This window comes from Halovenus anhuiensis (genome assembly GCF_037080055.1).
Classification (GTDB): Archaea; Halobacteriota; Halobacteria; order Halobacteriales; family Haloarculaceae; genus Halovenus.
In genome coordinates this window covers 198,079-218,544 of record NZ_JBAOJI010000006.1, presented here as the reverse complement: position 1 = coordinate 218,544, position 20,466 = coordinate 198,079, and the positions used below count along the sequence as shown (strand labels likewise).

Here is a 20,466-nt window from a genome sequence, read left to right as displayed (position 1 = left end):
AGTCAGGACGCGAACGACTGCCGGTGCTGAGCGAAGCGAGGCACCAAAGGAAGTGAGCGTCCTGACGGAGATTTGAACTGGCCGAGATGGTCCGGGCATGCGGCGCGATGCGCCGTTCCGGGCTGCAACTCGTCTGCTCGAATCTCCGCGTTGCGGTTCCTGACGGGGTCCCACGCGAGCAGAGCGAGCGTGGGGCCCGTCAGGACGCGAACGACTGCCGGTGCTGAGCGAAGCGAGGCACCAAAGGAAGTGAGCGTCCTGACGGAGATTTGAACTCGGTCGTTCCCGTTCGCTCGCGGACTCGCGGCTTCGCCGCTCGTCGAACGAGGCGCGGAGCGCCTCGCAACGCTCGCTCACCTCCCACTCCCTGCTCAAATCTCTGTGTTGGACGCTTACCAAACACGGACGACTCGCTACGCTCGTCGTCGTTGTGTTTGGAAAAGCGTCCTGACGGAGATTTGAACTCCGGTCCCTGGCTCCGCAAGCCAAGAGGATAGTCCACTACCCTATCAGGACTCATCTACCCGTAGCGGGGAGGTACTCATAGGGGTTACGATTCGGGGTTCTGCACCGCGCCCTCGGTTCGCTTACGCTCAGTAGAGAGATCGGCCGGCAAACAGACTCATACGACATTTTTTACCGGTCAAGCCGTTCGGTATAACAATCAGCATTCTTTTGGTCCGCCGACACAGAGGGTATGGTATGTCTGAGCGGGCAGGGACAGCCGAGGAAGACAGGCCGGACCTCTCAGAACTGTCCGGAGTGTCGAATGTCTTACTGCTAGCTCCATCCCTCGGCGGACAGGGAAACGACGTCTGTCTCGACCTTCTCACCCAGACCGCACCTAGCGAGACGAACATGCTCGCGATTTCGTACACAGATACCCCACAGGAGTGGGTCGAAAACTGGCTCGACCACGCAGGCGTCTCGCCGGTCCGCGGCGGCATCGTCTCGATCGGGCAGGCCGAGACCGAAATCGACGATCCGTCGTGGGCCGTCAAAACCGTCGAGAATCCATCCGATCTCACCGGCATCGGAATCGAACTGAGCGAACTGCTCTCGGGGATGGCGACCGCCGCCGACGACGACGAATACATCGCGGTCTGCTTCGACGGGATCACCTCGCTGCTGCAGTACGCCGACCTCCAGCGAGCGTTTCGGTTCCTCCACGTCGTCACCGGCCGCGTCAAGACCGTCGGCGGGATCGGCCACTTCCATCTCGATCCCGAAGCCCACGACCCACAGACGCTTGCGACGCTCAAGGGCCTGTTCGACGCGGTGATCGAGGTCGAAGACGACGGCTCGATCACGATCCAACAGTAGCCCGCAGGTTTTTATACGGAAGTGCGACCACTTCGGCCCACGATGGACCGACAGCGCAGGCCGAGCGGTCGAATCGGGCGGCGAAATCGATCAACGACAACGCTTAAGCGGCAACCAGCCGTGTTGTTCTGACAGTAATGGGAGCGATCGAAGAGATCTATGCGGATCTGGAGGCCGACGTCTCCGAGGAGCGGTTCCGGGAGGCCGTCGAGCAGAAAGTCGAGCAGATGGAGGGGTTGGCCGACGAGGAGACCGCCGCGATGATCATCGCGCACGAGATCGCCGACAACGAAGTCGAGACGATCTCAGACATCGAACCCGCGATGGACGAGGTGAAGTTCATCGCCAAGGTGCTCTCCGTCGGCGACCTGCGCACCTTCGAGCGCGACGACGAGGACGAAGACGGCCGGGTCATCAATGTCGAGGCCGCCGACGAAACCGGGACTGTGCGCCTCGCCTTCTGGGACAAGGAAGCCGCGGCGATCGACGACGGTGAACTCGAACCTGGCGACGTGCTCCGGGTCAAGGGCCGAGCGAAAGACGGCTACAACGGACTCGAAGTGAGCGTCGACGAGGCCGAACCGGACGACGAGGTCGAAATCGACGTGACAGTCGGCGACGAGTCGACGATCGATTCGCTGACATTGGGCCAGTCTGATGTGAGTGTTCGGGGACTCGTTCTGGGCACCGAGAGCGTCCGGACGTTCAGCCGCGACGACGGTTCCGAGGGAAAGGTCTCGAACATCACCCTCGGCGACGAAACTGGCCGCATCCGGGTGACGCTGTGGGACGACCGCGCCGACCGCGCGACGGAGTTAGACTCCGGCGTTGCAGTCGAAATTGTCGACGGCTACGTCCGCGAACGAGAGGGCTCACTCGAACTGCACGTCGGTGACCGCGGAGCCATCGACGAAATCGACGAAGAGGTCTCTTTCCAGCCGGACGCGACGCCAATCGAAGCTGCCGAGATCGACCAGACGATCGATATCGCTGGCGTCGTCCGCTCGACGGACCCGAAACGAACGTTCGACCGCGACGACGGCTCGGAGGGGCAGGTCCGCAACGTCAGAGTACAGGACGATACCGGCGACATTCGGGTCGCACTGTGGGGCGAGAAGGCCGACTTCGACATCGGACCGGGAGACGAACTCTTCCTCGCCGATGTCGAGATTCAGGACGGCTGGCAGGACGACCTCGAAGCGTCTGCTGGCTGGGGCTCGACAGTCGTGATCCTCGAAGGCGCGACCATCGATGGCGATGACGGATCGGTCGACACGACTTCCGACGCCGGCGGAGATACGTCGGGGGCAGTCTCCGACGGTGGCGACAGCACCGGGCTGGATGCGTTTGCCGACGGCGACCAGCCGACGACCGACGCCAGCGGAGGCGACGACGCGGGGACAGCGAGCGGCGAAACGACGGAATTCACGGGCACGGTCGTCCAGACGGGCAATCCAGTCGTGCTCGACGACGGAACGGAGACGATGAAAGTCGAGACGAGCGACCATCTCCAACTCGGGGAGGAGGTCACGGCCCGAGGAACCCTCGACGGTGAGACCCTCGACGCCGAGGAGATCCTGTAGCGCGTGAGCGAGCGAGCACGCTGTTCGGAACGTTTAAGAGTCGGACAGCCTCGTTGTGGCGTATGAGTGTCGAGTTACCGGTTGCACCGGTCGACGACGTCATTCGCCGTCGTGCAGACGGGCTTCGAGTAAGTGCAGAGGCAGGGGAGACTCTCGCACGGCGGATTCAGCAGGAAGGGGCCAGACGGGCGACGCGAGCGGCCGAACTGGCCGACGAGGACGGGCGGAAGACGTTGATGGTCGGCGATTTCGGGGCGCAATCGGTGCCGGACAAGGGGGAACTCGATTTGCCAATTGCGCCGGTCGATCGGGTCGCGCGGCTGGATATCGACGACCGGTATCGTGTGTCGATGGACGCTCGTATCGTGTTGGCGGCGCAACTCGAAACGTACGCGGAGGACATCGCGGCCGCCGCGGCGTTTCTCGCCAGGCATGCTGGGAGGCGAACTATCAAGTCCGAGGATGTTGAAGGATACTTCGAACTCAAGCAGTACTTTGAATGAAATTCGCCTACAGCGAAACCTGCCTCGATCACGAGACCGGCACGCGCCATCCCGAGAGTCCAGACCGACTGCGGGCGATCCGACGCGGACTCGCTGACGGTCACGGTGTCGAATATGTCGAGGCCGATCCGAGCGAGCGCGAACGGATCCATGCGGTCCACGACGACGACTACATCGACTCCCTGGAGACGTTCTGTGAGTCCGGCGGCGGCAACTGGGACGCCGACACCGTCGTCAGCGAGGGGACGTGGGAGGCCGCACTCACCAGCGCGGGCCTCGCCGAGTGGGCAGCAGAAGCCGCACTGTCGGGCGCAGACGGCCGCCAGACGCCCTTTGCGATCGGTCGGCCGCCCGGCCATCACGCAGTCGAAGACGACGCGATGGGCTTTTGCTTTTTCAACAACGTCGCCGTCGCGGCGCAGTCAGTGATCGACAGCGGGAAAGCGGAACGAGTCGCCATCTTCGACTGGGACGTCCACCACGGCAACGGCACGCAAGACATCTTCTACGACCAGGGAGACGTCTTCTACGCCTCCATCCACGAAGACGGCCTCTATCCGGGCTCCGGTCAGATCGAGGAAACCGGAACTGGCTCCGGGGAGGGGACGACGATGAACCTCCCGTTCGCGCCGGGGACGACGACCGCAGCGTATCTCGCGGCACTGGAGGAGGCCATCGGCCCGGCTATCGAGGCGTTCGACCCGGATCTGTTCCTCGTCAGCGCTGGATTCGATCCCCACGAGCACGATCCGATCTCACGGATGCGCGTCTCGACGGAAGGATTCGGCTGTCTGACAACTTCTGTCCGCGATATTGCGGACAATGCCGATGCCGAACTCGGATTCGTCCTCGAAGGCGGGTACGGACTCGACACACTCTCCGAGAGCGTTCGGAAAGTGCACGAAATCTTCGACGGCTACCAGCCAGTCGAACCCGACGAGTCGGTCAACGACGCCGCACAGGACGTAATCGACTCGGTGAAATCGCAGGGCTTCGACGGCCTCTGAACAACAGTCGGCTGTCGGCGGTCAGAACGGGAACAGCGAGTCCGCGGAGGGGTCGCGTTCGATCAGTTCGATCTCGTGGCCGTCCTGATCTTTGGTGAACGCGTAGAGGTCGTCGCAGGATTCTGGATCCCGATAGTCGGCGGTCTCCCGGGTCATCAGTCGCTCCCAGTCGTCGTGAAGATCGTCGATGCGGATGCAGACGTGCCCCCACGCATCGCCCATCGTGTACGAGCGCCCGTCGTAGTTGTAGGTTAGTTCGAGACTCATCGCCTCCTGTGGCGCATCTTCGGGTTCGACGAAGTAGTTGGCGAAGCTATCGGCCTCCCAGCGGCCGACCTCGTCGTACTCGAACTTGCGCGTCCAGTAGCCCAGCGCCTCGTCGGCGTCTTCGACGCGGATCATCGTGTGATCGAGGCTCCAGCGCGCGCCGTGGTCGCGCTCGACGATTTCGATCTCGTGGCCGTCAGGATCTTTGACGAAGGCGTAGCCGGGATTCTCCTCGGGCGGGCGGTAATCTTCGACGCCCTTGTCCATCAGTTCGTAGTACGCGTCGTTCACGTCCTCGACGCGGACGGCGATGTGCCCCCAGGCGTCGCCGAGTTCGAGGTCGTCGTCGCCCTCGTTGTGTGTGAGTTCGAGCAACGCACCGTCCTCGTGCATCTCCTCAGGACCGAGGTAGACGATAGTGAAGCCGTCGCCCTCGTAGCGGTCTTTCTCTTCGTATTCGAGGTTCGTCTGGTACCACTCGAGCGATTCCTCCAGATCTCCGACGCGCATCATCGTGTGATCGAGTATCCCGTTCATACGCAGTGACCTTCGAGCGCCAGCAAAAAAGAAGTATTCACTCGGAATGCAGGCGAACGAGCGGCGCGTCTTCGCTATCGATCGCGACGTAGAGATGGCCGGTATCAGGTGCGACGGCAACGTCACGAACCCGCCAGTCGTTGCCGTCGAGCAGGGGATCCACTTCTTCGAGTGTCGGGTCGTCTGCGGCGGGATCGGAGACGGTGAGGTGACCGAGATACTGGCCGGCGAGATTCCCAACAAAGAGGTCGCCCTGCCAGTCGGGGAAGGTATCGCCTTCGTAGAATGTCATACCGGCTGGCGGAAAGCGGGCGACACCGCAGGCCCAGACGTGTGCCGCCGGAATAGTGCCGTCACCCTCCTGCGGATCGGGCGCGACCGGCTCCTCGGTCCCGTACTCACAGCCTTGGTCGGCGATGGGCCAGCCGTAGTTTCCCCCCGCACGCAGGCGATTGATCTCGTCGCCGCCCTTCTCGCCGTGTTCGCTCACCCAGATCTCGCCCGTCTCGGGGTGCACGTCGATCCCCTGCGGGTTGCGGTGGCCGTAGGTAAAGATCGAGTCGACCGCTTCCGAATCGTCTACGAATGGATTGTCCGCGGGGACGGTGCCGTCGGGGGCGAGTCGTAGCGTCGTCCCGAGTTCGTTTGTCAGATCCTGTGCGACGTGCGACTGATCGAAGTTCTTGAACTGGCGGTCGCCGGCGGTCATGTAGATCATGCCGTCGGTTCCGAACTCGACCCGGGAGCCGTAGTGGGCGGTTCGATCGAGGAAGGGTTCGGCGACGTGGATAGCCTCGAACTCGCTGAACTCGGGGCCGTCGAGGTCGAGGCGGCCGCGACCGAGGTGCGTGGCGGTCTCGCCTTCGTCGTTCGCGCCAGCGTAGGTCAGGTAGATCCACGGCTCCGCCGGGAAATCGGGATGGACAGCCACGTCGAGAAGGCCGCCCTGTCCGGCCGCCACGACCTCGGGCGTGCCAGTGAGTTCCGTCATCGTCTCGTCCTCGCGGTCGACGAGTTGCAGGCCACCCGGGAGTTCGGTGACGAGTAGTTGGCTCGTCTCGGGGAGGAAGGCGATGCCCCACGGTGCATCGAGTCCGGAGACGACTTCCGAAATCTGGAACGGGCCGTCGGGTTCGACTTCGTCGACCGAGGCGGGGTCGTCGTCGCTCCCGCCGCTGCACCCGGCGAGTGCGAGCGCGCCTGCAGCGATGCCCGCCCGCAGAACCGACCGTCGGTCGAACGTTGGCGTTCGTGTCACGCCCGCCGATATGGACTGATCGGCCAAGACCGTTGTGGGACTGCGGTATTTATTCCAGTCGAGTCGCTACAACTGAGCGATGGTATCAGTCCGACGCCTCGGCGGCCTGTTCGTCGTCGGCTTCTTCGTCGCGATGACGGCGCTCCGACCGCTGCTGCGGAATCCAGCGATCACGAACGTGGGCGTCGAAAAGATTCTCCAGTGGCCACAGGTGCTTCTGTATCTCCCACTGTTGGCGGTTACGGGGCTGTTGCTGGTGCTCGCAGTCCTCGCCGTGATCCGCGGTGACGGCCTGCCGACCGGATCGCGCGACACGCCCGAGACGAGAACAGAGCCGGCACAGACCAGCGAGCAGAGCAGTGAGGGCTTCTGGGAAGCCGAGCGGAAGAAAGACAGCGTCTGGGAGGAGGGCGACACAGCGGAGGACGAACAGCCGGAGATTCCGGAAGCGTATCAGAATCATCCGGCAGTCTCTGCCGAATTGTTCGAGGAGAGCGATGGGAGCGCCGGCAGAATCGAAGACCAGACGCCCGATGCACGGCTGAGCGAGCATCTCGAACATCTCAAGACGGAGTTGAGTGAAGACGAAACGATGCAGGAGGACTTGGATGGGCTCGAAACCGTCGTCGAGGAGACCGAGGCGGGCCACGAGATTCCCGCCCGCTGTCCGCAGGAGGGCTGTGATGCGGTGTGGTCCGGACGGACGATGCTCGGCATCAAGACCGACCGCTACGAAGTGCTCGACGACGGCGAGGAAATCGTCTGTCTGGACTGTGAGTCCGTCTATCGACCGGAGAATTAATTCGTCGTTAGAATGCGGAGCACGTCCTCGTCGGCGAGTTCGTGATCCAGTCCGACCTGCTGTTCGTCGTGTTTGGCGCTCGACCCGCTGACGCGGGCGAAGCGAAACCGCTCGTCGAACTCTCCGCCCAACTTCTCGCAGGCGTCCTCGACGGTCGCGCCCTCGAAGAGAATGAGCGGTTCGTCGTAGTCGACCCCGCGTCCGGGTTTGTCCATGTAGATCCGGATGAGGCCGAGTTCCTTCCAGAGGCGCTCGCGGAGGGCGTCGAGGCCTTTCTCCTTCTCGGCGCTGATGAAGACGGCGTCGTCGGGGTCGATATCCCGCTCGCGGAGGTTCTCGTTGACCGTCTCGGCGTAGGAGGGTTCGATCAGATCGACCTTGTTGACCGTGACGAGCGAGGGGAGATAGACGCGGTTGTCCCGGATGCCGTCGATAAAGCGGTCGAGATCGACCTGCTCGCCGATGGTCACGTCGGCGTTGGTGTAGCCGTGCTCTCGCAGGATGTCCGAGATCGTTCGCTCGTCGAGGTTGAGATCGACGCTGGCGTTGACCGAGATGCCGTCTTTGGCCTTCTTGCGGACGGTGACCCGTGGCGGCTTTTGATCGACACGGATGCCGTTTTTGTACAGTTCTTCGCTGAGGCGGTCGTACTGCTGAATTTCGAACGCCGAGAGAACAAAGACAATGAGATCGGCAGTCCGCACGACAGAGAGGACTTCTTGCCCGTCACCGCGACCACTCGCAGCACCTTCGATCATCCCCGGCACGTCGAGCATCTGGATGTTCGCGCCGCGGTACTGCAACATGCCAGGATTGACATCGAGCGTCGTGAACTCGTAGGATCCGGTTTCGCTGTCAGCGTTCGTGAGGGCGTTGAGGAGTGTCGATTTGCCAACGCTGGGGAAGCCAACCAGCGCGACGGTCGCGTCGCCGTGTTTCTCGACGGCGTAGCCACCGCTGCCGCCGGAGGAGGACTGTTGGCGCTCGAGCTTTTCTTTTTTCTCCGCGAGTTTGGACTTCAGTCGGCCGATGTGCGCCTCGGTCGACTTGTTGTACGGCGTATCGCGGATCTCCTGCTCGATCTCCTCGATCTCCTCTTCGAGCCCCATTATCCCTGTGTCCGCTGTCGATACGCAAAAGCGCTTTTGTCCGTATCGATGAGTACCCCAAACGTCACGACCGACTCCGAGCGTCGAGAAACGGCAAGGAGACCTCTTTGCCCGTCACATGGGCGTTGAGTTTCGCCGCCGCTGGCGATTCACGAATGTCAGTGTCGTCGTAGCCCGCGTCCTCGAACTCGCCGAGCATTGCGGCGTGACTACGGAGGTTGAACTTCTGATGGTAGTCCTCGGCCGCGTAGAACGTGCCCAGCCCCTCGATCCGCGTTTCGATCTGTTCGCGAGGGAAGTCGCTCTCGTCGAGATAGTCGAGGACCGTCTCGTGCTGGGATTCGCTTTCGGTGAGAATCAGGCCCTGATACTGTCGCTTTCGGGCGCGCCTGCGCGGATCGTGCTCGTGAAAGGCAACCTCGACCAGTTCGCGGTAGCTGATCTCGCTGGGATCGAACTCGACCTGCACGACTTCGGTGTGGTCGCCGAGCGCTCGATAGGTCGGATCGGCCTTGCTCCCGCCGGCGTAGCCCACCCGCGTTCGGACGACGCCGTCGCGAGCCCCGAAAACCGCATCAGGACCCCAGAAACAACCCAGTCCGAACGTTGCCGTCTCCGTCACCGCGGAGTCGGGCATCGAGCCGTCGTATTCTTGGAGGACAGTTGGCGTGATAGTCATTCCTGGATCACGAGCAGATGCTGGCCCGAACCCACGTCTGCTGTCAGGCGGTAATCGAGGGCGTGGCCCTGGTGTTCGATCTGTCCGGTGCCATCGGCGAGTGAGCCGTCTCCGAGCGGGCCGGTCGCCGTTTCGAGCACGCTCGTGATCTGCTTGCCGGCCGACTCCGGAACCGGGCAATCGAGCAGCGTTTCAGCGTGGTCGTTCGCTTCGAGAATCTGGCCATTTTCGGCGAGCATGACGACTCCGATCGGCGCGGCGTCGAAAGCAGTCTCGTACCGGTCACCAGCACGTGCGACCTGTAACTCGCCGGCAGATATCGCGCCCCCGTCCGAGAGATCGGCGTCCTGTCGCGGCAGCGAGAGCGTGATGCGAGTCCCGTCAGTGGTGTCGATGTCGAGGTCACCGCGGTGGTTGACCGCGACCCAGTACACCGACCACAGCCCCAGTCCGCTGCCGTGGGCAAGTTGGGTCTCTGTCCCGGTCTGGAGGACATCGCGTTCGGCCTCGGGGAGTCCGGGCCCGTCGTCGCCAATCTCGATTGCGACGTGTTCGTCGTCGTCACGGAGTCGAAGGGTGGCAGTTGGGGACTCGCCGGCGTGTTTAGCGACGTTCTCGATCAGTTCCCAGAGTGCCGTCTCGACGCTCGGGTATGCGACGACGACGAGGCGGTCGGGGGCATCGACCGTGATCGAAAGCTCCGAGTACGACTCTGTGGCCTGCTGGGCAAGGTCGTTGACGAGCGCCACCAGATCGATCGGTCGGCGGTCGAACTCGGCGTTGATACTCTTGCCGAGTTGTCGCGCGGTTTCGCTCATCCCGATCAGTTGGTCGGTCGATTCGACGATCTGTTCGCACTCCGAGCAGTCCTCGTGTTTCTCGCCGTGCAGGCGGGCGTTCGCCCGGATGATCGTCAGTTCGTTGCGGATGTTGTGTCGAAGAACTCTGTCGAGGACGTTGACCAGACTCGTCTGTCTGGCGAGTTGGTCGCGCTGGCGTTCGTGTTCGATTTCGTGTTCGAGCAGGCGACCCACGAGTTCGGCAAACATCGTCTCTGCCTCAGAGAAGGGGTCGCTACGGGCATCGACGGCCACGAAACAGACCGTCCCGTATATTTCGTCGTTGACCGTCAGCGTCGTGCCGTGATAGCAGTCGAATTTCTCCGCCTCGACGGCGGTCTGTTGTCCCGGGATATCGTGGAGGGCAAGCGGTGAGTCCCGTTCCAGCGTATGCCGGCAGTACGTCCCGCTGAGGTTCGATTTCATTCCGGGCGGAACGAGTCCGTCGGTGCCGTCGGTACTGACGATGGTCTCCCAGTGGTCGGTATCGGATTCGATACGGGTGAGAAAGCCGCTATCGACGTCGAGATAGGCTTTTCCGAGTTCGAGGGCCTCCTTCGCTTTCTGCTCGAAGGAGCCGTCGCGTTTCATGATCTCGTAGAGTTGATGACGCGCTTCGTCGGCGTTGCGGACGATCTGGCTCACGCTGGTCCACCTCGGTAGCGGGAGATGTACTGATTCGGTGACCGGCAAAACGGGGTACCGACGGCACATCGTGAACAGGGGCGGGCCGCATGATTCATTACGAGGAGTTGGATTCCCCCGGCATTGGCTCTTTTGATCAGTCGAGTGGCAGATATCCGTCAATAGGGCGCAAAGCCGCCACAACGGTAATCCGAGTCCGGGACAATGCAGTGCTATGCGCCGGGCACTGCTCGTCGTCGCTCTCGCCGGCACACTCGTCATCACGGGTTTTGGGGGTCCACTATCGATGGGGGAAGATCCGTCAACTGCCGCGCCAGCGGGTGAACTCGAAATCCATCACATCGATGTCGGTCAGGGAGACGCGACGCTGCTGGTCGGGCCGGACGAAGAGACGATGCTGATCGACAGCGGCGGGTTCAAAGATAACGGCAGCGAGGTACTCGCGTATCTCGACGAGCAGGGAGTCGACCGGATCGATCACCTCGTCACGACACACCCACACGCCGACCATATCGGCGGACACGAGGCTGTTATCGAGACCTACGAACGCGAGCGTGGCGGCATCGGTGCCATCTACGACCCCGGAGCGACCCATACGACCCAGACGTACGACGAGTATCTCGACGCAGTCGAACGACACAACGTCACGCTATATCAGGTCCAGCAGGGCGCGGCAATCCCGTTCGGCGACGCCGTCGACGCGAGCGTGTTGCATCCGCCGAAAAACGCCACCGCAGCCGAGTTGAACGACGAGAGCCTCGCCCTCCTGATCGAGTTCGGAAAGACCGGCTACCTGATCACCGGCGACAGCGAGGCAGTCGCCGAGTCCCGCCTCGTCGAGGAGTTCGGCGGGCAGATCGACGCCGACATCTACCAGGCCGGACATCACGGGTCCTCGACGTCTTCGAATCGAGAGTTCCTCGAGACCGCTGACCCCGATATCGCCGTCGTGTCGAGCGCCCGTGATAGTCCACACAGTCACCCACACAATTCGACGCTCAGGCGATTCGGCGAACTGGACATCACGACCTACTGGACCGGTGCCCACGGTGATATCGTCGTCACGACCAACGGAAACGAGGTGAGCGTGCGCACCGAGACCGACGGTCCGACGGATCCGACCGAACTGCTCGGGATGAAACCGAACGACTCATGACTGACAGCTACACGGGCGTCATCGACCGAATCGAGGAGGACACGGCTGTACTGCTACTGGAAGCCGGAGAGACACGCGAACAGTTGGAACTCGACCCAGCGGCGATTCCCGACGCCGGATATCACGAGGGGGCCGTCTTCGAGGTCGAACTGTCCGGCGAGACACTCGAAAGAATCGAATACCGGCCGGAGACAGAACGTGAGCGCCACGAGCGGGCGCAGGACCGATTTGACCGCCTCTCGGAGCGACTCGACGAGGAGTGATCAGGGACAGTCTGCAGATGCGAAAGATTGTTTCGACGTGCCCTGGTCGACAAAATTTGTCTCGCCGGTGTCGAGCGCGAGGACGGCCGCCTGTCCGCCGTAGCCGTGGGTCTGGTCGTGGCCGCGAACGACGACACAGGAAACGCTATCAGGGATATCGATGCTTTCGGACCTGGTGAATGGCTGCTGGGAGTGGGCGTGAAGGAGGTCCCGGCGGCCGAGTCTCGTTCCGTCGAGGCGTTCGACCTGCCACCAGTTCGCGTAGCCGTCTTCACCGTCGTCGTTGTGATCAAGCGAGACATCGAACGTGTACGTCCGACCATCGGCCTCGAAGGAGAGGTCGACGACGTTCGCCTCGCGGAGATCCAGTTCTGGCCGCTCAGAGGGGTCAGTCTCAGCGCCGTCAGTATCGGGCGTACCCCCCTCGTCCGGGATGTCGTCGTCTGTAGTACAGCCGGCAAGTAGCCCGAGACTCACGGCGACACCGGAGAGGACTCGACGGCGTGATCGAGTGCCATACCGCATGAAATTGCGTACGAACAAAGAGAAAATAAACACTCGTGAGAATCGACTGACCGTTAGCGGGACTGCGCACGGCGGCTTCGGCTCGCAGGCCGCCTTTCGGACTGTTCGTGGTCGTCGAGTGCTGTGCGGACGAGCAGGAAGGCTTTCCGGAGAGCGAGCACGGAAAACGCCCCGAGCACGTACGCGACGACGAGTTGTGGAGCTGTCAGTAACACGAGCAGGACTGGCAGCAGTGCCGTGAATACGAGCAGTCCATCGAGCGTGTACGAGTTCCGGTCGATACGTGAGGCTTCTGCGAGTTCTGGGGATATTTGTCTCATCGTGTTAGAGACAAGGGGCTACGCACATTAAAGGATAATCTGAATGATATTTCTGTAAACGTATTTTCTGAAAGGAGTTTCTGTATGAATTCCGAGAAGTTCGGAGATTTAGGTGTTCGAAGCGTGTAGGGGGTCCTATGGCAGGTGAGGCCGAACAAGCAGAGATACTGACGCCCGACGAGGCATTCGCTCAGCTCGGCAACGAGACGCGTGTCGAGATTCTGCAACATCTCGGGACCGCAGCGGAGCCGCTTCAGTTCTCCGAACTGTACGACAGGACTGACGTCGACGATTCGGGGCAGTTCAACTATCATCTCACGAAGTTGGTCGGACAGTTCGTCAGAAAGACCGAGGACGGATACACACTCAGCCGGATGGGTCGGCGGGTCGTCGAAGCCGTGCTGTCGGGGGCAGTGACCGACACGCCGGCGCTCGAACGGACGGAGATCGACGAGCCCTGTGAGTACTGTGGCGCGCCCATCGAAGTTGGGTGGACGGAAGGGAGCGTCCGGATGTTCTGTACGGAGTGTGCCGGGCAGTACGGCCGTGCATACGACGGCGGGACGGGGAGTGACGCGCCGAAGGGGTATCTCGGCCGACTACCCTTGCCGCCCGCGGGGGTCCGCAACCGCAGCCCGAGCGAAGTTCTGCACGCCGCCCGCATCGCCGGCACCCTGGAAGTGTACGCACTCTCCGAGGGCCTCTGTCCCCGCTGTTCCGGCACAATCGAACAGACAGTCTCGGTCTGTGAAGACCACACCACCGGTGAGACTCTCTGTGAAAACTGTCAGAGCCGCTATGCGACTGGAGTCAGTTTCACCTGTACGAACTGCATCTACAAGGCCGGCGGTGGCGGCGGACTGGCACTGCTCACGGCCGACGCGTTCGTCGAGTTTCTCGTCGGTCACGGGCTCAATCCGGTCGGGGTAGATTCGATGACCGCAGTCAATCGCGCCCACCAGAACTACGACGAAACGGTGCTCTCGACGGACCCCCTGCGCGTCAAGTACACCTTCCGCATCGACGGTGACTCGCTGTCGCTCACTGTCGACGAGAGCCTGAATATCATCGAGTGAGCGCCAGTCTGGCCGACCCCTTACCGTCGCCGGACCCAGACGAGCGCGCCAACCGACAGTAACCCAACCGCCGCGCCAGCAGCGAGCGTCGGAAAGGCGGCGACGTAGCCAGCGCGGTCGAGGGCGATTCCGAACACCACCGGAGAGACGACTGTCGTCGAGAAGCCAACGAACGACTGGACGGAGAGGGCAGTCCCGACCCGGTTGTCGGGAACGACTTCGGTGACGAGTGTCGATGTCGGCGCGCTGTCCATCGCAATCACGAATCCATAGAGGAGAGTCACGAGAACAAGCGCAGCGAGGCCGAACCCAACGGTAGCCCAGAAGAAGGCACTCAAGAGAGCGCTCGACGCGAGGCCGAGACTGATCGTCTGGAGTCGTCCGATGCGGTCGCTGAGCCAGCCACCGACAACGTTGCCGAGACCGCTCATCACGATCATCGCACCGACGACGAGACCAGCGAGAACGGCCGAGCCAGTCGCCGCGAAGGCGGGCGTCGCAATCAAAAACGGCAGCAGCCAGTTGCGTGCGCCGAACAGTTCCCAGTTGTGCCAGGAGTAGATGCTGACCGCACAGAGAAACTCCCCGTCCCGGACGAACGAGCGGTCGACTGCTCGCCCGCCGTCTCGGACTCTGTCGGGATGATCTCGGGTCAATCCGAGGACGACCGGGGCGACGAACACCGCTCCGGCGCTGGTGAGAGCAACGGCCGCCCGCCAGTCGATCAGTTCCGCCGCCGTCGTTGCGAAGACGAAGGAGAGTCCACTCCCGACCTCGAAGGTGCCGACGTAGATACCCATCGCCCGACCGCGGATCCCCTCGTGAAACCAGTCGCTGAGCAGGCGCATCCCCGGGACGTAGACGCCCGCGACGAAGACACCCGAGAGAAAGCGAAGGGACGTGCCGAGGGCGAACCCGTCAGCGACGCCGGCGAAGACGAGACTCGGAATCCCCGTCCCAGTCGCGCCGACGGCGATCACCCACCGCGGAGAGTACCGGTCGGATAGCCACCCGGCCGGCAGGATGCCGACGAGATAGCCGGCCTGAAAGGCTCCGAAGATGATCCCCGCTTCGGTTCCGGACAACCCCCACTCCTCGACGATCGACGGGAGGACCGCCGAGTAGTTGAACCAGACGAGGACGGACAGAAAGAGCGCCAGAGACGCAACTGCGAGGACCCGCCTGCGCTCTCTCATGTGATAGAGTAGGCACTACTATATCATGATATTTTTGGCTATATACATCTATATAGAATCGGCGGGAAGAGCCACAGACGAACGTCCGAGGCAGACCGTACAGGAGGGGAGTTTTATCGATGTCGTAAATCCCCCGCAGGTTGGTTAGAACTTTGGGGAGATTTATGTAAGATCACCGGCAAACACTGGTGATGAACTCACTCGAAGTGAGTCTTCGGTTAGTTGCTGGTGCGTTGCTCATTCTGACGAACGGATTTTTCGTTGCGATCGAGTTCGCACTGACCCGGGCCCGGCAGTACAGCGAACAGGAGTTTCTCGGAGATTCGCAGGCACTCGAACGAGCGTGGGCGATGACCCAGAACCTGGAGGTGTATCTGACGACCTGTCAGGTTGGGATTACGGCGTCGAGTATCGCGGTCGGTATCGTGGCAGAGCCAGCGCTGGCCTCGCTGTTCGAGCCAGTGTTCGCCACGACGCCGCTGGCTTCTGTCGGAGCGGGAGCCGTCATCGCTTTTCTGATCATCAATCTCCTGCATCTCACGCACGGCGAGCAGACTCCGACCTATCTCGGCGTCGAGCGCTCCCGGCAGGTCTGTCGGTACGGGGCGACGCCGCTGTACTGGTTTCACCGACTCATTTCGCCGATCATCACGCTGGGTGACTGGGTTGCGAAGGCCACGCTCAGACTGTTCGGTATCGAGATGACCGGCGCGTGGCTGGAGACCGAAACCGACGTTATCGAGTCGCGGGCCCAACTGCGCACCCGGATCGGTTCCCTGCTCGAAGAGGGAGAGATCCCCGACGAGCGACAAGAAGAGATCCTCAACGCGCTCGATGTCGGAACGCTTCCCGTCCGCGAGGTCATGAATCCCGCCGAGGAAATCGTCTCGCTGTCCACAGCCGTCTCGCCCGAGGAAAATCTCAACCGAATCCGGCACACGCCGCACACACGGTTTCCGCTCGTCGGCACTGATCTCACGGAGTTCCACGGTATCGTCTACGCGCCGTCGATCATCGACCACTTCGAGGACCTCCGACACGAGGAGATCGATTTCACCGACATCGCGGCGCCGCCGATGACGCTGTCGGCCGAAAAGAGTGTCAGCGACGCCTTCGACCAGTTCCAGGTGGAGGATCAAGAGCTGGCGCTGGTCGTCGAAGACGGCGAGGTCGTCGGGTTGGTGACCGCGACGGACGCCCTGGAGGCGGTGATGGGCGAACTCGAAGACCCGCTCGATCAGCGGGCTGCTGCGTGACCGTCGAGAGACAGTTCGCTACGCTTACCAGTCTCGGCCGTCTGTTCGTAGCTATGAGCAACAAGGACATGTACTACAACAAGGCCAAACAGCAGGGCTATCGCGCCCGCTCGGCCTACAAACTCCAGCAACTCGACAAGGAGGCGGGGCTGCTGGGCGACGGCGACACTGTCGTCGACCTCGGGGCCGCACCCGGCGGGTGGATGCAGGTCGCCGCCGAAGAGGTCGGCCCGACCGGCACCGTCATCGGCGTGGACCGGCAGAACATCAAAGATCTCGACGACCCCGAGGCGACCGTCGAGTCCATCCGCGGTGACATCACCGAAGACTGGACTCGCGACGAGATCCGCAGCGTCGTCGGATCGGGCGAGGAGGAGCGACCGGTCGACGTGGTCGTCTCTGATATGGCCCCGAACATGAGCGGCGAGTACGATCTGGATCATGCCCGATCGGTCCACCTCGCCCGACAGGCGTTCGACGTGGCCAAAGAGGTGCTCGCATCGGGCGGTGACCTCGCGGTCAAGGTCTTCGACGGCCGGGATCTGACCGACCTCGAAGACGACATCGCCGAGGAGTTCGAGTACGTCCGCCAGATGCGTCCCGACGCCTCCCGTGATTCCTCTTCAGAGCTCTATCTCGTCGCCAAGAACTTCCTGACCGCGCCGGTCCGGCCGGGCGACAGACTGGAGGTCGAGATCACCGATACCGGCGAAGAAGGCGACGGCATCGCCCGCGTCGATGGCTTTACGCTGTTCATCCCCGGCGCCAAAGAAGGTGAGACGTACCGCGTGGCGGTCGACGACGTGAAACCGCGCTTTGGCTTCGCCGAAATCGTCGAGTGAGTGCAGCGCTCACTCGGTTCAGAGTTCGGCCGCACCGACGGCCAGTTCGTCGGCACACTCCCGGCAGTCGAAGGTCCGGACGAACTCCGCACACTCCGTGTGAACCGTAAGTCCGCAGTTTCCGCAGTGTTCGATCTCACTTTCCCCGATCTCGCCGTGGCAGACGGTACACCGCTTGTTGATCATCATGTCACTCAGTGACACCCCTACACGCGAAAGTTTCTCATTCAACTATATATCAATTACTCAATAAACACGACAGGTCCGAACGGAGACAGTGGGTCAGTTCGGAGACCGCGCCCGAGAGTACACCTCCGGCTCGAAATCAGGGGAATCGATAGGCGAGCGGAATTCTGTTCTCCGAGCCGACACGAAGATCCGCTCATAAACCCGCCGTCCGGAGCGGAAATCGCCTCATTGATTTGCGGCGGGGAGAATGTTCGGGCAACGTGTGAAGTACAGAAATGCAATCCTGTTTGTCGTGCTCGCGGCGGTCTGGGGGAGTGCATTCACCGCCATCAGGGCGGGACTGGAGTATTTCCCGCCGGTGCTGTTCGCCGCGTTGCGGTACGATCTGGCGGGAGTCATCATGTTCGGCTACGCGGCCTACGCGACCGACCGTTGGCGCCCGCGCGGGCGCGAGGAGTGGATCGTCGTCGCCATCGGTGGCGTCTTCCTGATCGCGGCGTATCACGCCTTCCTGTTCGTCGGCGAGCAGGGGACGACCAGCGCCGCCGCAGCGGTCGTCGTCAGCCTCTCGCCGGTGTTGACGACCGGCTTCGCTCGCCTGTTGTTGCCAGAGGAGCGACTCACGACGCTGGGGCTGGTCGGACTCGCCATCGGGTTCGTCGGCGTGGCCGTGTTGAGCAATCCCGACCCGGACAATCTGGCGACGACCCGGACGATTTCGCTCGGACTGGTCTTTCTCGCCACCGTCTCGTTCGCGCTGGGGAGCGTGCTGACCCGCCGAGTCGAGGAGAATCTACCGATCGAGACGATGGAAGCGTGGTCGATGTGTCTCGGTGCGCTGTTGATGCACGGGCTCAGCGTCGGGCTGGGCGAGCCGATTCGAAGCGTCGAGTGGACCGGCGAGGGACTGATCGCACTGGCCTATCTAAGTCTCGTCGCCAGCGCCGCCGGCTTTCTGATCTACTTCGATCTGCTGGATCGACTGGGGCCTATCGAGATCAACCTCGTCTCCTACGCGGCACCCTTCGCGGCGGCGGTCACCGGCGTCGTCTTCCTCAGCGAGACGCCGACGGTGTTCACGGGCGTCGGATTCGGCCTCATCTGCTGTGGGTTCGTGTTGATCAAACGCGAGGCGATCCGGGAAGAGTTGGGCGGGATGCGGTCGGCGAGCGTCTCCGGTGACTGATCGCGAACGTCAGCGAGATGGACAGTCGGCATGCTTATACCCGGGTCTCTGCTAATCCGGAGTATGTTGAGCGCGAAGATGGAGGATTATCTGAAGGCCATCTACGAGATCAAACAACGGGAAGGGGAGCCCGTGTCGACATCGAGCATCGCCGAGGTGCTCGACGTGACGCCGCCGACGGCGACCAGCATGATGGAAAAACTCGAGAAGCGGGGGCTGGTCGAGCGGGAGAAGTACAAGGGCGTCGAACTCACCAGAGAGGGAGAGACGGTCGCGCTCGAAGTGATTCGCCACCACCGCCTGCTCGAAACCTATCTCGCGGAACAACTCGGCTACGACTGGGCGACGGTCCACGAGGAGGCGGATACACTCGAACACCACATCAGCGAGGAGTTCGAGCAGCGGGTCGCAGAGGTGCTCGACGACCCCGAAGTCGATCCCCACGGCGATCCGATCCCGAACGACGCGCTCGAACCGGTCACCGAAGACGACGACCGACGGCTGAGCAACCACGACGAAGGAGAGCGACTCGTCGTCACTCGCGTCCGGGACCGCGACCCGGAGGAACTCGCCTATCTCCAGGAGGAAGGAATCACACCGGGAACGGTCGTGACCGTCGAAGAAGTCGCACCGATCGGCATGCTCACCCTTCGACTCGGCGAGGATGAAACGGTCTCGCTGCCGGATTCGATTGCCGAAGCGATCCGCGTTCGCCCGCCGGGCGAACACGTCGAACGAGCCTCAGCGAGTGAATAACCATGCGTGATATCGACGACACCGACGAAGAGATTCTGACGCTACTGCTCGAAGACGGCCGCCGGCCGTACAGCGAAATCGCCGAGGCGGTCGACCTCTCGGCCCCGGCCGTCTCGGACAGGGTCGAGCGACTCCGGGAAATCGGTCTGATCGAGAAGTTCACTGTCGACATCGACCGGAAGTTGCTCCGGGGCGGCCACTCGCTACTCGTGACCATCGAGGGAACGGCGGGCAGCGGTGGGTCGATTGCCGACGCCCTCGATGGAGACGAACGGACCGAACACGTCTTCAGAACCGTCGACGACACCGTCGTCTGCACGCTCGTCACCGACGAAAGCGGTGTGGAGAATCTGATCGATCAACACCTCGACCGCGAACAGATCAGCGACTATCAGGTCCAGTTACTCGGCGGCACGTCGTGGCAGCCTACGGTACAGGAGTCGACACTCGCCCCCGAGTGTGTCGAGTGTGGGAACACCGTCACACCCGAAGGGGAACGCGAACAGATCGACGGCGAACGGTATCACTTTTGTTGTTCGTCCTGCGCGGCGAGTTTCCGGGAGCGCTACGAGGAACTGCAGGAGGGTGTGTGACGACCGAAGTCGAATGATATTAAAGGATGACCGCGTTAGCAACGACAACGATGGCGATCAAACCTGCATACGTCAAGAAGACGGGTCGGACGCTGATGGAGCAGTATCCGGACGCGTTCGGACCGGACTTCGAGCACAACAAAGAGGTCGTGATGGAACTGACGAACATCGAGTCCAAGGGGGTCCGAAATCGGATCGCGGGCTACGTAACCCGGAAGATGGCGGCGCCGCAGGAAGCGAACTGATTTTCTCTCGAGGCGACTGAATGCGGTCTTCACCCTGACCAGCGACTGCGCTGGCCGGTTGACCTACTGTCGTACGTCGACCGTGTGACTGGACTGGATCCACGCCGTCTTTTTCGACTTCTCGTAGATGACGAACTCACCGTCCCCGGCCTCGACTGCCTCGTACTGTCGTTCTGAGTCGCTGTTGTCCTGTGGTTGCTCTCTCATACCAATCTGGGGTTTTCTCTGCCCTCAGGTGGGAAAACAATACACAGTCGTATAATTGTTTCGCCAATACGGGCGGACAAACGACTCGGCACACAGACTGGTCT

General features: G+C 62.1%; 25 protein-coding genes and 1 tRNA gene. 15 read left to right on the top strand and 11 right to left on the bottom strand.

Going from position 1 to position 20,466, the window contains the following annotated elements:
• The first annotated feature begins 86 nt into the window (after positions 1-86).
• On the top strand, positions 87-227 hold the full coding sequence (locus V8P86_RS14815; RefSeq protein ID WP_336328064.1) for a hypothetical protein: 141 nt from the start codon (positions 87-89) through the stop codon (positions 225-227).
• Positions 228-443: 216 nt separating this feature from the next.
• On the opposite strand, the gene V8P86_RS14810 is transcribed toward V8P86_RS14815, so the two are convergent.
• Positions 444-516 (bottom strand) — tRNA-Arg (locus V8P86_RS14810).
• Positions 517-702: 186 nt separating this feature from the next.
• Here V8P86_RS14810 and V8P86_RS14805 point away from each other — a divergent pair.
• The 4 genes from V8P86_RS14805 to V8P86_RS14790 all read left to right on the top strand — a co-directional run bounded on the left by V8P86_RS14805 (position 703) and on the right by V8P86_RS14790 (position 4,416).
• Positions 703-1,323 carry a DUF7504 family protein gene (locus tag V8P86_RS14805; protein WP_336328063.1) on the top strand — a complete coding sequence of 207 codons (621 nt, stop codon included), beginning with the start codon at positions 703-705 and terminating at the stop codon, positions 1,321-1,323.
• Between the two features lie 137 nt (positions 1,324-1,460).
• On the top strand, positions 1,461-2,906 hold the full coding sequence (locus tag V8P86_RS14800) for a single-stranded DNA binding protein (RefSeq protein WP_336328062.1): 1,446 nt from the start codon (positions 1,461-1,463) through the stop codon (positions 2,904-2,906).
• Positions 2,907-2,968: 62 nt separating this feature from the next.
• The gene (locus tag V8P86_RS14795) at positions 2,969-3,409 is read left to right on the top strand and encodes a histone family protein (protein WP_336328061.1); all 441 of its coding nucleotides are present in this window, start codon (positions 2,969-2,971) and stop codon (positions 3,407-3,409) included.
• On the top strand, positions 3,406-4,416 hold the full coding sequence (locus tag V8P86_RS14790; protein WP_336328060.1) for a histone deacetylase family protein: 1,011 nt from the start codon (positions 3,406-3,408) through the stop codon (positions 4,414-4,416). Before V8P86_RS14795 ends, V8P86_RS14790 begins: the two co-directional genes overlap by 4 nt.
• 21 nt (positions 4,417-4,437) lie before the next feature.
• On the opposite strand, the gene V8P86_RS14785 is transcribed toward V8P86_RS14790, so the two are convergent.
• The gene (locus V8P86_RS14785) at positions 4,438-5,220 is read right to left on the bottom strand and encodes a VOC family protein (RefSeq protein ID WP_336328059.1); all 783 of its coding nucleotides are present in this window, start codon (positions 5,218-5,220) and stop codon (positions 4,438-4,440) included.
• 37 nt (positions 5,221-5,257) lie between these two features.
• Positions 5,258-6,478, bottom strand: coding sequence for a PQQ-dependent sugar dehydrogenase (locus tag V8P86_RS14780; protein ID WP_336328058.1), 1,221 nt, complete (start codon positions 6,476-6,478; stop codon positions 5,258-5,260).
• Between the two features lie 79 nt (positions 6,479-6,557).
• On the opposite strand from V8P86_RS14780, the gene V8P86_RS14775 reads away from it, so the two are divergent.
• Positions 6,558-7,280, top strand: coding sequence for a hypothetical protein (locus V8P86_RS14775; RefSeq protein ID WP_336328057.1), 723 nt, complete (start codon positions 6,558-6,560; stop codon positions 7,278-7,280).
• Here the strand turns inward: V8P86_RS14775 and V8P86_RS14770 are convergent.
• The 3 genes from V8P86_RS14770 to V8P86_RS14760 all read right to left on the bottom strand — a co-directional run bounded on the left by V8P86_RS14770 (position 7,277) and on the right by V8P86_RS14760 (position 10,552).
• Positions 7,277-8,389 (bottom strand): OBG GTPase family GTP-binding protein, encoded by a 1,113-nt coding sequence (locus V8P86_RS14770; RefSeq protein ID WP_336328056.1) that lies wholly within the window; start codon positions 8,387-8,389, stop codon positions 7,277-7,279. The genes V8P86_RS14775 and V8P86_RS14770 overlap by 4 nt on opposite strands.
• A 64-nt stretch (positions 8,390-8,453) precedes the next feature.
• On the bottom strand, positions 8,454-9,068 hold the full coding sequence (msrA, locus tag V8P86_RS14765; protein ID WP_336328055.1) for a peptide-methionine (S)-S-oxide reductase MsrA: 615 nt from the start codon (positions 9,066-9,068) through the stop codon (positions 8,454-8,456).
• Positions 9,065-10,552: an ATP-binding protein gene (locus V8P86_RS14760; protein WP_336328054.1), complete on the bottom strand. Its 1,488-nt coding sequence runs from the start codon at positions 10,550-10,552 to the stop codon at positions 9,065-9,067. The genes msrA and V8P86_RS14760 overlap by 4 nt, the downstream gene beginning before the upstream one ends.
• 214 nt (positions 10,553-10,766) lie before the next feature.
• On the opposite strand from V8P86_RS14760, the gene V8P86_RS14755 reads away from it, so the two are divergent.
• Positions 10,767-11,708: a ComEC/Rec2 family competence protein gene (locus V8P86_RS14755; protein ID WP_336328053.1), complete on the top strand. Its 942-nt coding sequence runs from the start codon at positions 10,767-10,769 to the stop codon at positions 11,706-11,708.
• Entirely contained in the window at positions 11,705-11,971 is a 267-nt protein-coding gene (locus V8P86_RS14750; RefSeq protein ID WP_336328052.1) for a DUF3006 domain-containing protein, read from the top strand. The genes V8P86_RS14755 and V8P86_RS14750 overlap by 4 nt, the downstream gene beginning before the upstream one ends.
• Here V8P86_RS14750 and V8P86_RS14745 read toward each other — a convergent pair whose 3' ends face one another.
• Positions 11,972-12,496 carry a hypothetical protein gene (locus V8P86_RS14745; protein WP_336328051.1) on the bottom strand — a complete coding sequence of 175 codons (525 nt, stop codon included), beginning with the start codon at positions 12,494-12,496 and terminating at the stop codon, positions 11,972-11,974.
• Positions 12,497-12,549: 53 nt separating this feature from the next.
• Positions 12,550-12,816 (bottom strand): hypothetical protein, encoded by a 267-nt coding sequence (locus V8P86_RS14740; protein ID WP_336328050.1) that lies wholly within the window; start codon positions 12,814-12,816, stop codon positions 12,550-12,552.
• 137 nt (positions 12,817-12,953) lie between these two features.
• Between V8P86_RS14740 and V8P86_RS14735 the strand changes: the two genes are divergently transcribed.
• Entirely contained in the window at positions 12,954-13,892 is a 939-nt protein-coding gene (locus V8P86_RS14735) for a winged helix-turn-helix domain-containing protein (protein ID WP_336328049.1), read from the top strand.
• Positions 13,893-13,912: 20 nt separating this feature from the next.
• On the opposite strand, the gene V8P86_RS14730 is transcribed toward V8P86_RS14735, so the two are convergent.
• Positions 13,913-15,088, bottom strand: a complete 1,176-nt coding sequence (locus V8P86_RS14730; RefSeq protein WP_336328048.1) for an MFS transporter — start codon at positions 15,086-15,088, stop codon at positions 13,913-13,915.
• Between the two features lie 191 nt (positions 15,089-15,279).
• On the opposite strand from V8P86_RS14730, the gene V8P86_RS14725 reads away from it, so the two are divergent.
• Positions 15,280-16,344, top strand: coding sequence for a CNNM domain-containing protein (locus tag V8P86_RS14725; RefSeq protein ID WP_336328047.1), 1,065 nt, complete (start codon positions 15,280-15,282; stop codon positions 16,342-16,344).
• Between the two features lie 53 nt (positions 16,345-16,397).
• Positions 16,398-17,186 (top strand): RlmE family RNA methyltransferase, encoded by a 789-nt coding sequence (locus V8P86_RS14720; RefSeq protein WP_336328046.1) that lies wholly within the window; start codon positions 16,398-16,400, stop codon positions 17,184-17,186.
• Between the two features lie 18 nt (positions 17,187-17,204).
• Here the strand turns inward: V8P86_RS14720 and V8P86_RS14715 are convergent, their stop codons facing one another.
• Positions 17,205-17,390: a hypothetical protein gene (locus tag V8P86_RS14715; RefSeq protein ID WP_336328045.1), complete on the bottom strand. Its 186-nt coding sequence runs from the start codon at positions 17,388-17,390 to the stop codon at positions 17,205-17,207.
• Between the two features lie 247 nt (positions 17,391-17,637).
• Here V8P86_RS14715 and V8P86_RS14710 point away from each other — a divergent pair, with 247 nt between their 5' ends.
• The 4 genes from V8P86_RS14710 to V8P86_RS14695 all read left to right on the top strand — a co-directional run bounded on the left by V8P86_RS14710 (position 17,638) and on the right by V8P86_RS14695 (position 20,155).
• The gene (locus tag V8P86_RS14710) at positions 17,638-18,561 is read left to right on the top strand and encodes a DMT family transporter (protein ID WP_336328044.1); all 924 of its coding nucleotides are present in this window, start codon (positions 17,638-17,640) and stop codon (positions 18,559-18,561) included.
• A 63-nt stretch (positions 18,562-18,624) separates the two neighbouring features.
• Positions 18,625-19,317: a metal-dependent transcriptional regulator gene (locus V8P86_RS14705; RefSeq protein WP_336328043.1), complete on the top strand. Its 693-nt coding sequence runs from the start codon at positions 18,625-18,627 to the stop codon at positions 19,315-19,317.
• A gap of 2 nt (positions 19,318-19,319) precedes the next feature.
• Positions 19,320-19,910, top strand: a complete 591-nt coding sequence (locus V8P86_RS14700; protein ID WP_336328042.1) for an AsnC family transcriptional regulator — start codon at positions 19,320-19,322, stop codon at positions 19,908-19,910.
• 50 nt (positions 19,911-19,960) lie between these two features.
• Positions 19,961-20,155 (top strand): 30S ribosomal protein S17e, encoded by a 195-nt coding sequence (locus V8P86_RS14695; protein ID WP_159762732.1) that lies wholly within the window; start codon positions 19,961-19,963, stop codon positions 20,153-20,155.
• Between the two features lie 63 nt (positions 20,156-20,218).
• On the opposite strand, the gene V8P86_RS14690 is transcribed toward V8P86_RS14695, so the two are convergent.
• Positions 20,219-20,362 carry a DUF7331 family protein gene (locus tag V8P86_RS14690; protein ID WP_336328041.1) on the bottom strand — a complete coding sequence of 48 codons (144 nt, stop codon included), beginning with the start codon at positions 20,360-20,362 and terminating at the stop codon, positions 20,219-20,221.
• Positions 20,363-20,466 lie beyond the last annotated feature (104 nt).

Bases quoted from the DNA above. Each gene is read 5' to 3' on its own strand.
- V8P86_RS14815 (WP_336328064.1), top strand. From the start codon at position 87: ATGGTCCGGGCATGCGGCGCGATGCGCCGTTCCGGGCTGCAACTCGTC.
- V8P86_RS14805 (WP_336328063.1), top strand. From the start codon at position 703: ATGTCTGAGCGGGCAGGGACAGCCGAGGAAGACAGGCCGGACCTCTCA.
- V8P86_RS14800 (WP_336328062.1), top strand. From the start codon at position 1,461: ATGGGAGCGATCGAAGAGATCTATGCGGATCTGGAGGCCGACGTCTCC.
- V8P86_RS14795 (WP_336328061.1), top strand. From the start codon at position 2,969: ATGAGTGTCGAGTTACCGGTTGCACCGGTCGACGACGTCATTCGCCGT.
- V8P86_RS14790 (WP_336328060.1), top strand. From the start codon at position 3,406: ATGAAATTCGCCTACAGCGAAACCTGCCTCGATCACGAGACCGGCACG.
- V8P86_RS14785 (WP_336328059.1), bottom strand. From the start codon at position 5,220: ATGAACGGGATACTCGATCACACGATGATGCGCGTCGGAGATCTGGAG.
- V8P86_RS14775 (WP_336328057.1), top strand. From the start codon at position 6,558: ATGGTATCAGTCCGACGCCTCGGCGGCCTGTTCGTCGTCGGCTTCTTC.
- V8P86_RS14770 (WP_336328056.1), bottom strand. From the start codon at position 8,389: ATGGGGCTCGAAGAGGAGATCGAGGAGATCGAGCAGGAGATCCGCGAT.
- msrA (WP_336328055.1), bottom strand. From the start codon at position 9,068: ATGACTATCACGCCAACTGTCCTCCAAGAATACGACGGCTCGATGCCC.
- V8P86_RS14755 (WP_336328053.1), top strand. From the start codon at position 10,767: ATGCGCCGGGCACTGCTCGTCGTCGCTCTCGCCGGCACACTCGTCATC.
- V8P86_RS14750 (WP_336328052.1), top strand. From the start codon at position 11,705: ATGACTGACAGCTACACGGGCGTCATCGACCGAATCGAGGAGGACACG.
- V8P86_RS14745 (WP_336328051.1), bottom strand. From the start codon at position 12,496: ATGCGGTATGGCACTCGATCACGCCGTCGAGTCCTCTCCGGTGTCGCC.
- V8P86_RS14740 (WP_336328050.1), bottom strand. From the start codon at position 12,816: ATGAGACAAATATCCCCAGAACTCGCAGAAGCCTCACGTATCGACCGG.
- V8P86_RS14735 (WP_336328049.1), top strand. From the start codon at position 12,954: ATGGCAGGTGAGGCCGAACAAGCAGAGATACTGACGCCCGACGAGGCA.
- V8P86_RS14730 (WP_336328048.1), bottom strand. From the start codon at position 15,088: ATGAGAGAGCGCAGGCGGGTCCTCGCAGTTGCGTCTCTGGCGCTCTTT.
- V8P86_RS14725 (WP_336328047.1), top strand. From the start codon at position 15,280: ATGAACTCACTCGAAGTGAGTCTTCGGTTAGTTGCTGGTGCGTTGCTC.
- V8P86_RS14720 (WP_336328046.1), top strand. From the start codon at position 16,398: ATGAGCAACAAGGACATGTACTACAACAAGGCCAAACAGCAGGGCTAT.
- V8P86_RS14705 (WP_336328043.1), top strand. From the start codon at position 18,625: ATGTTGAGCGCGAAGATGGAGGATTATCTGAAGGCCATCTACGAGATC.
- V8P86_RS14700 (WP_336328042.1), top strand. From the start codon at position 19,320: ATGCGTGATATCGACGACACCGACGAAGAGATTCTGACGCTACTGCTC.
- V8P86_RS14695 (WP_159762732.1), top strand. From the start codon at position 19,961: ATGGCGATCAAACCTGCATACGTCAAGAAGACGGGTCGGACGCTGATG.
- V8P86_RS14690 (WP_336328041.1), bottom strand. From the start codon at position 20,362: ATGAGAGAGCAACCACAGGACAACAGCGACTCAGAACGACAGTACGAG.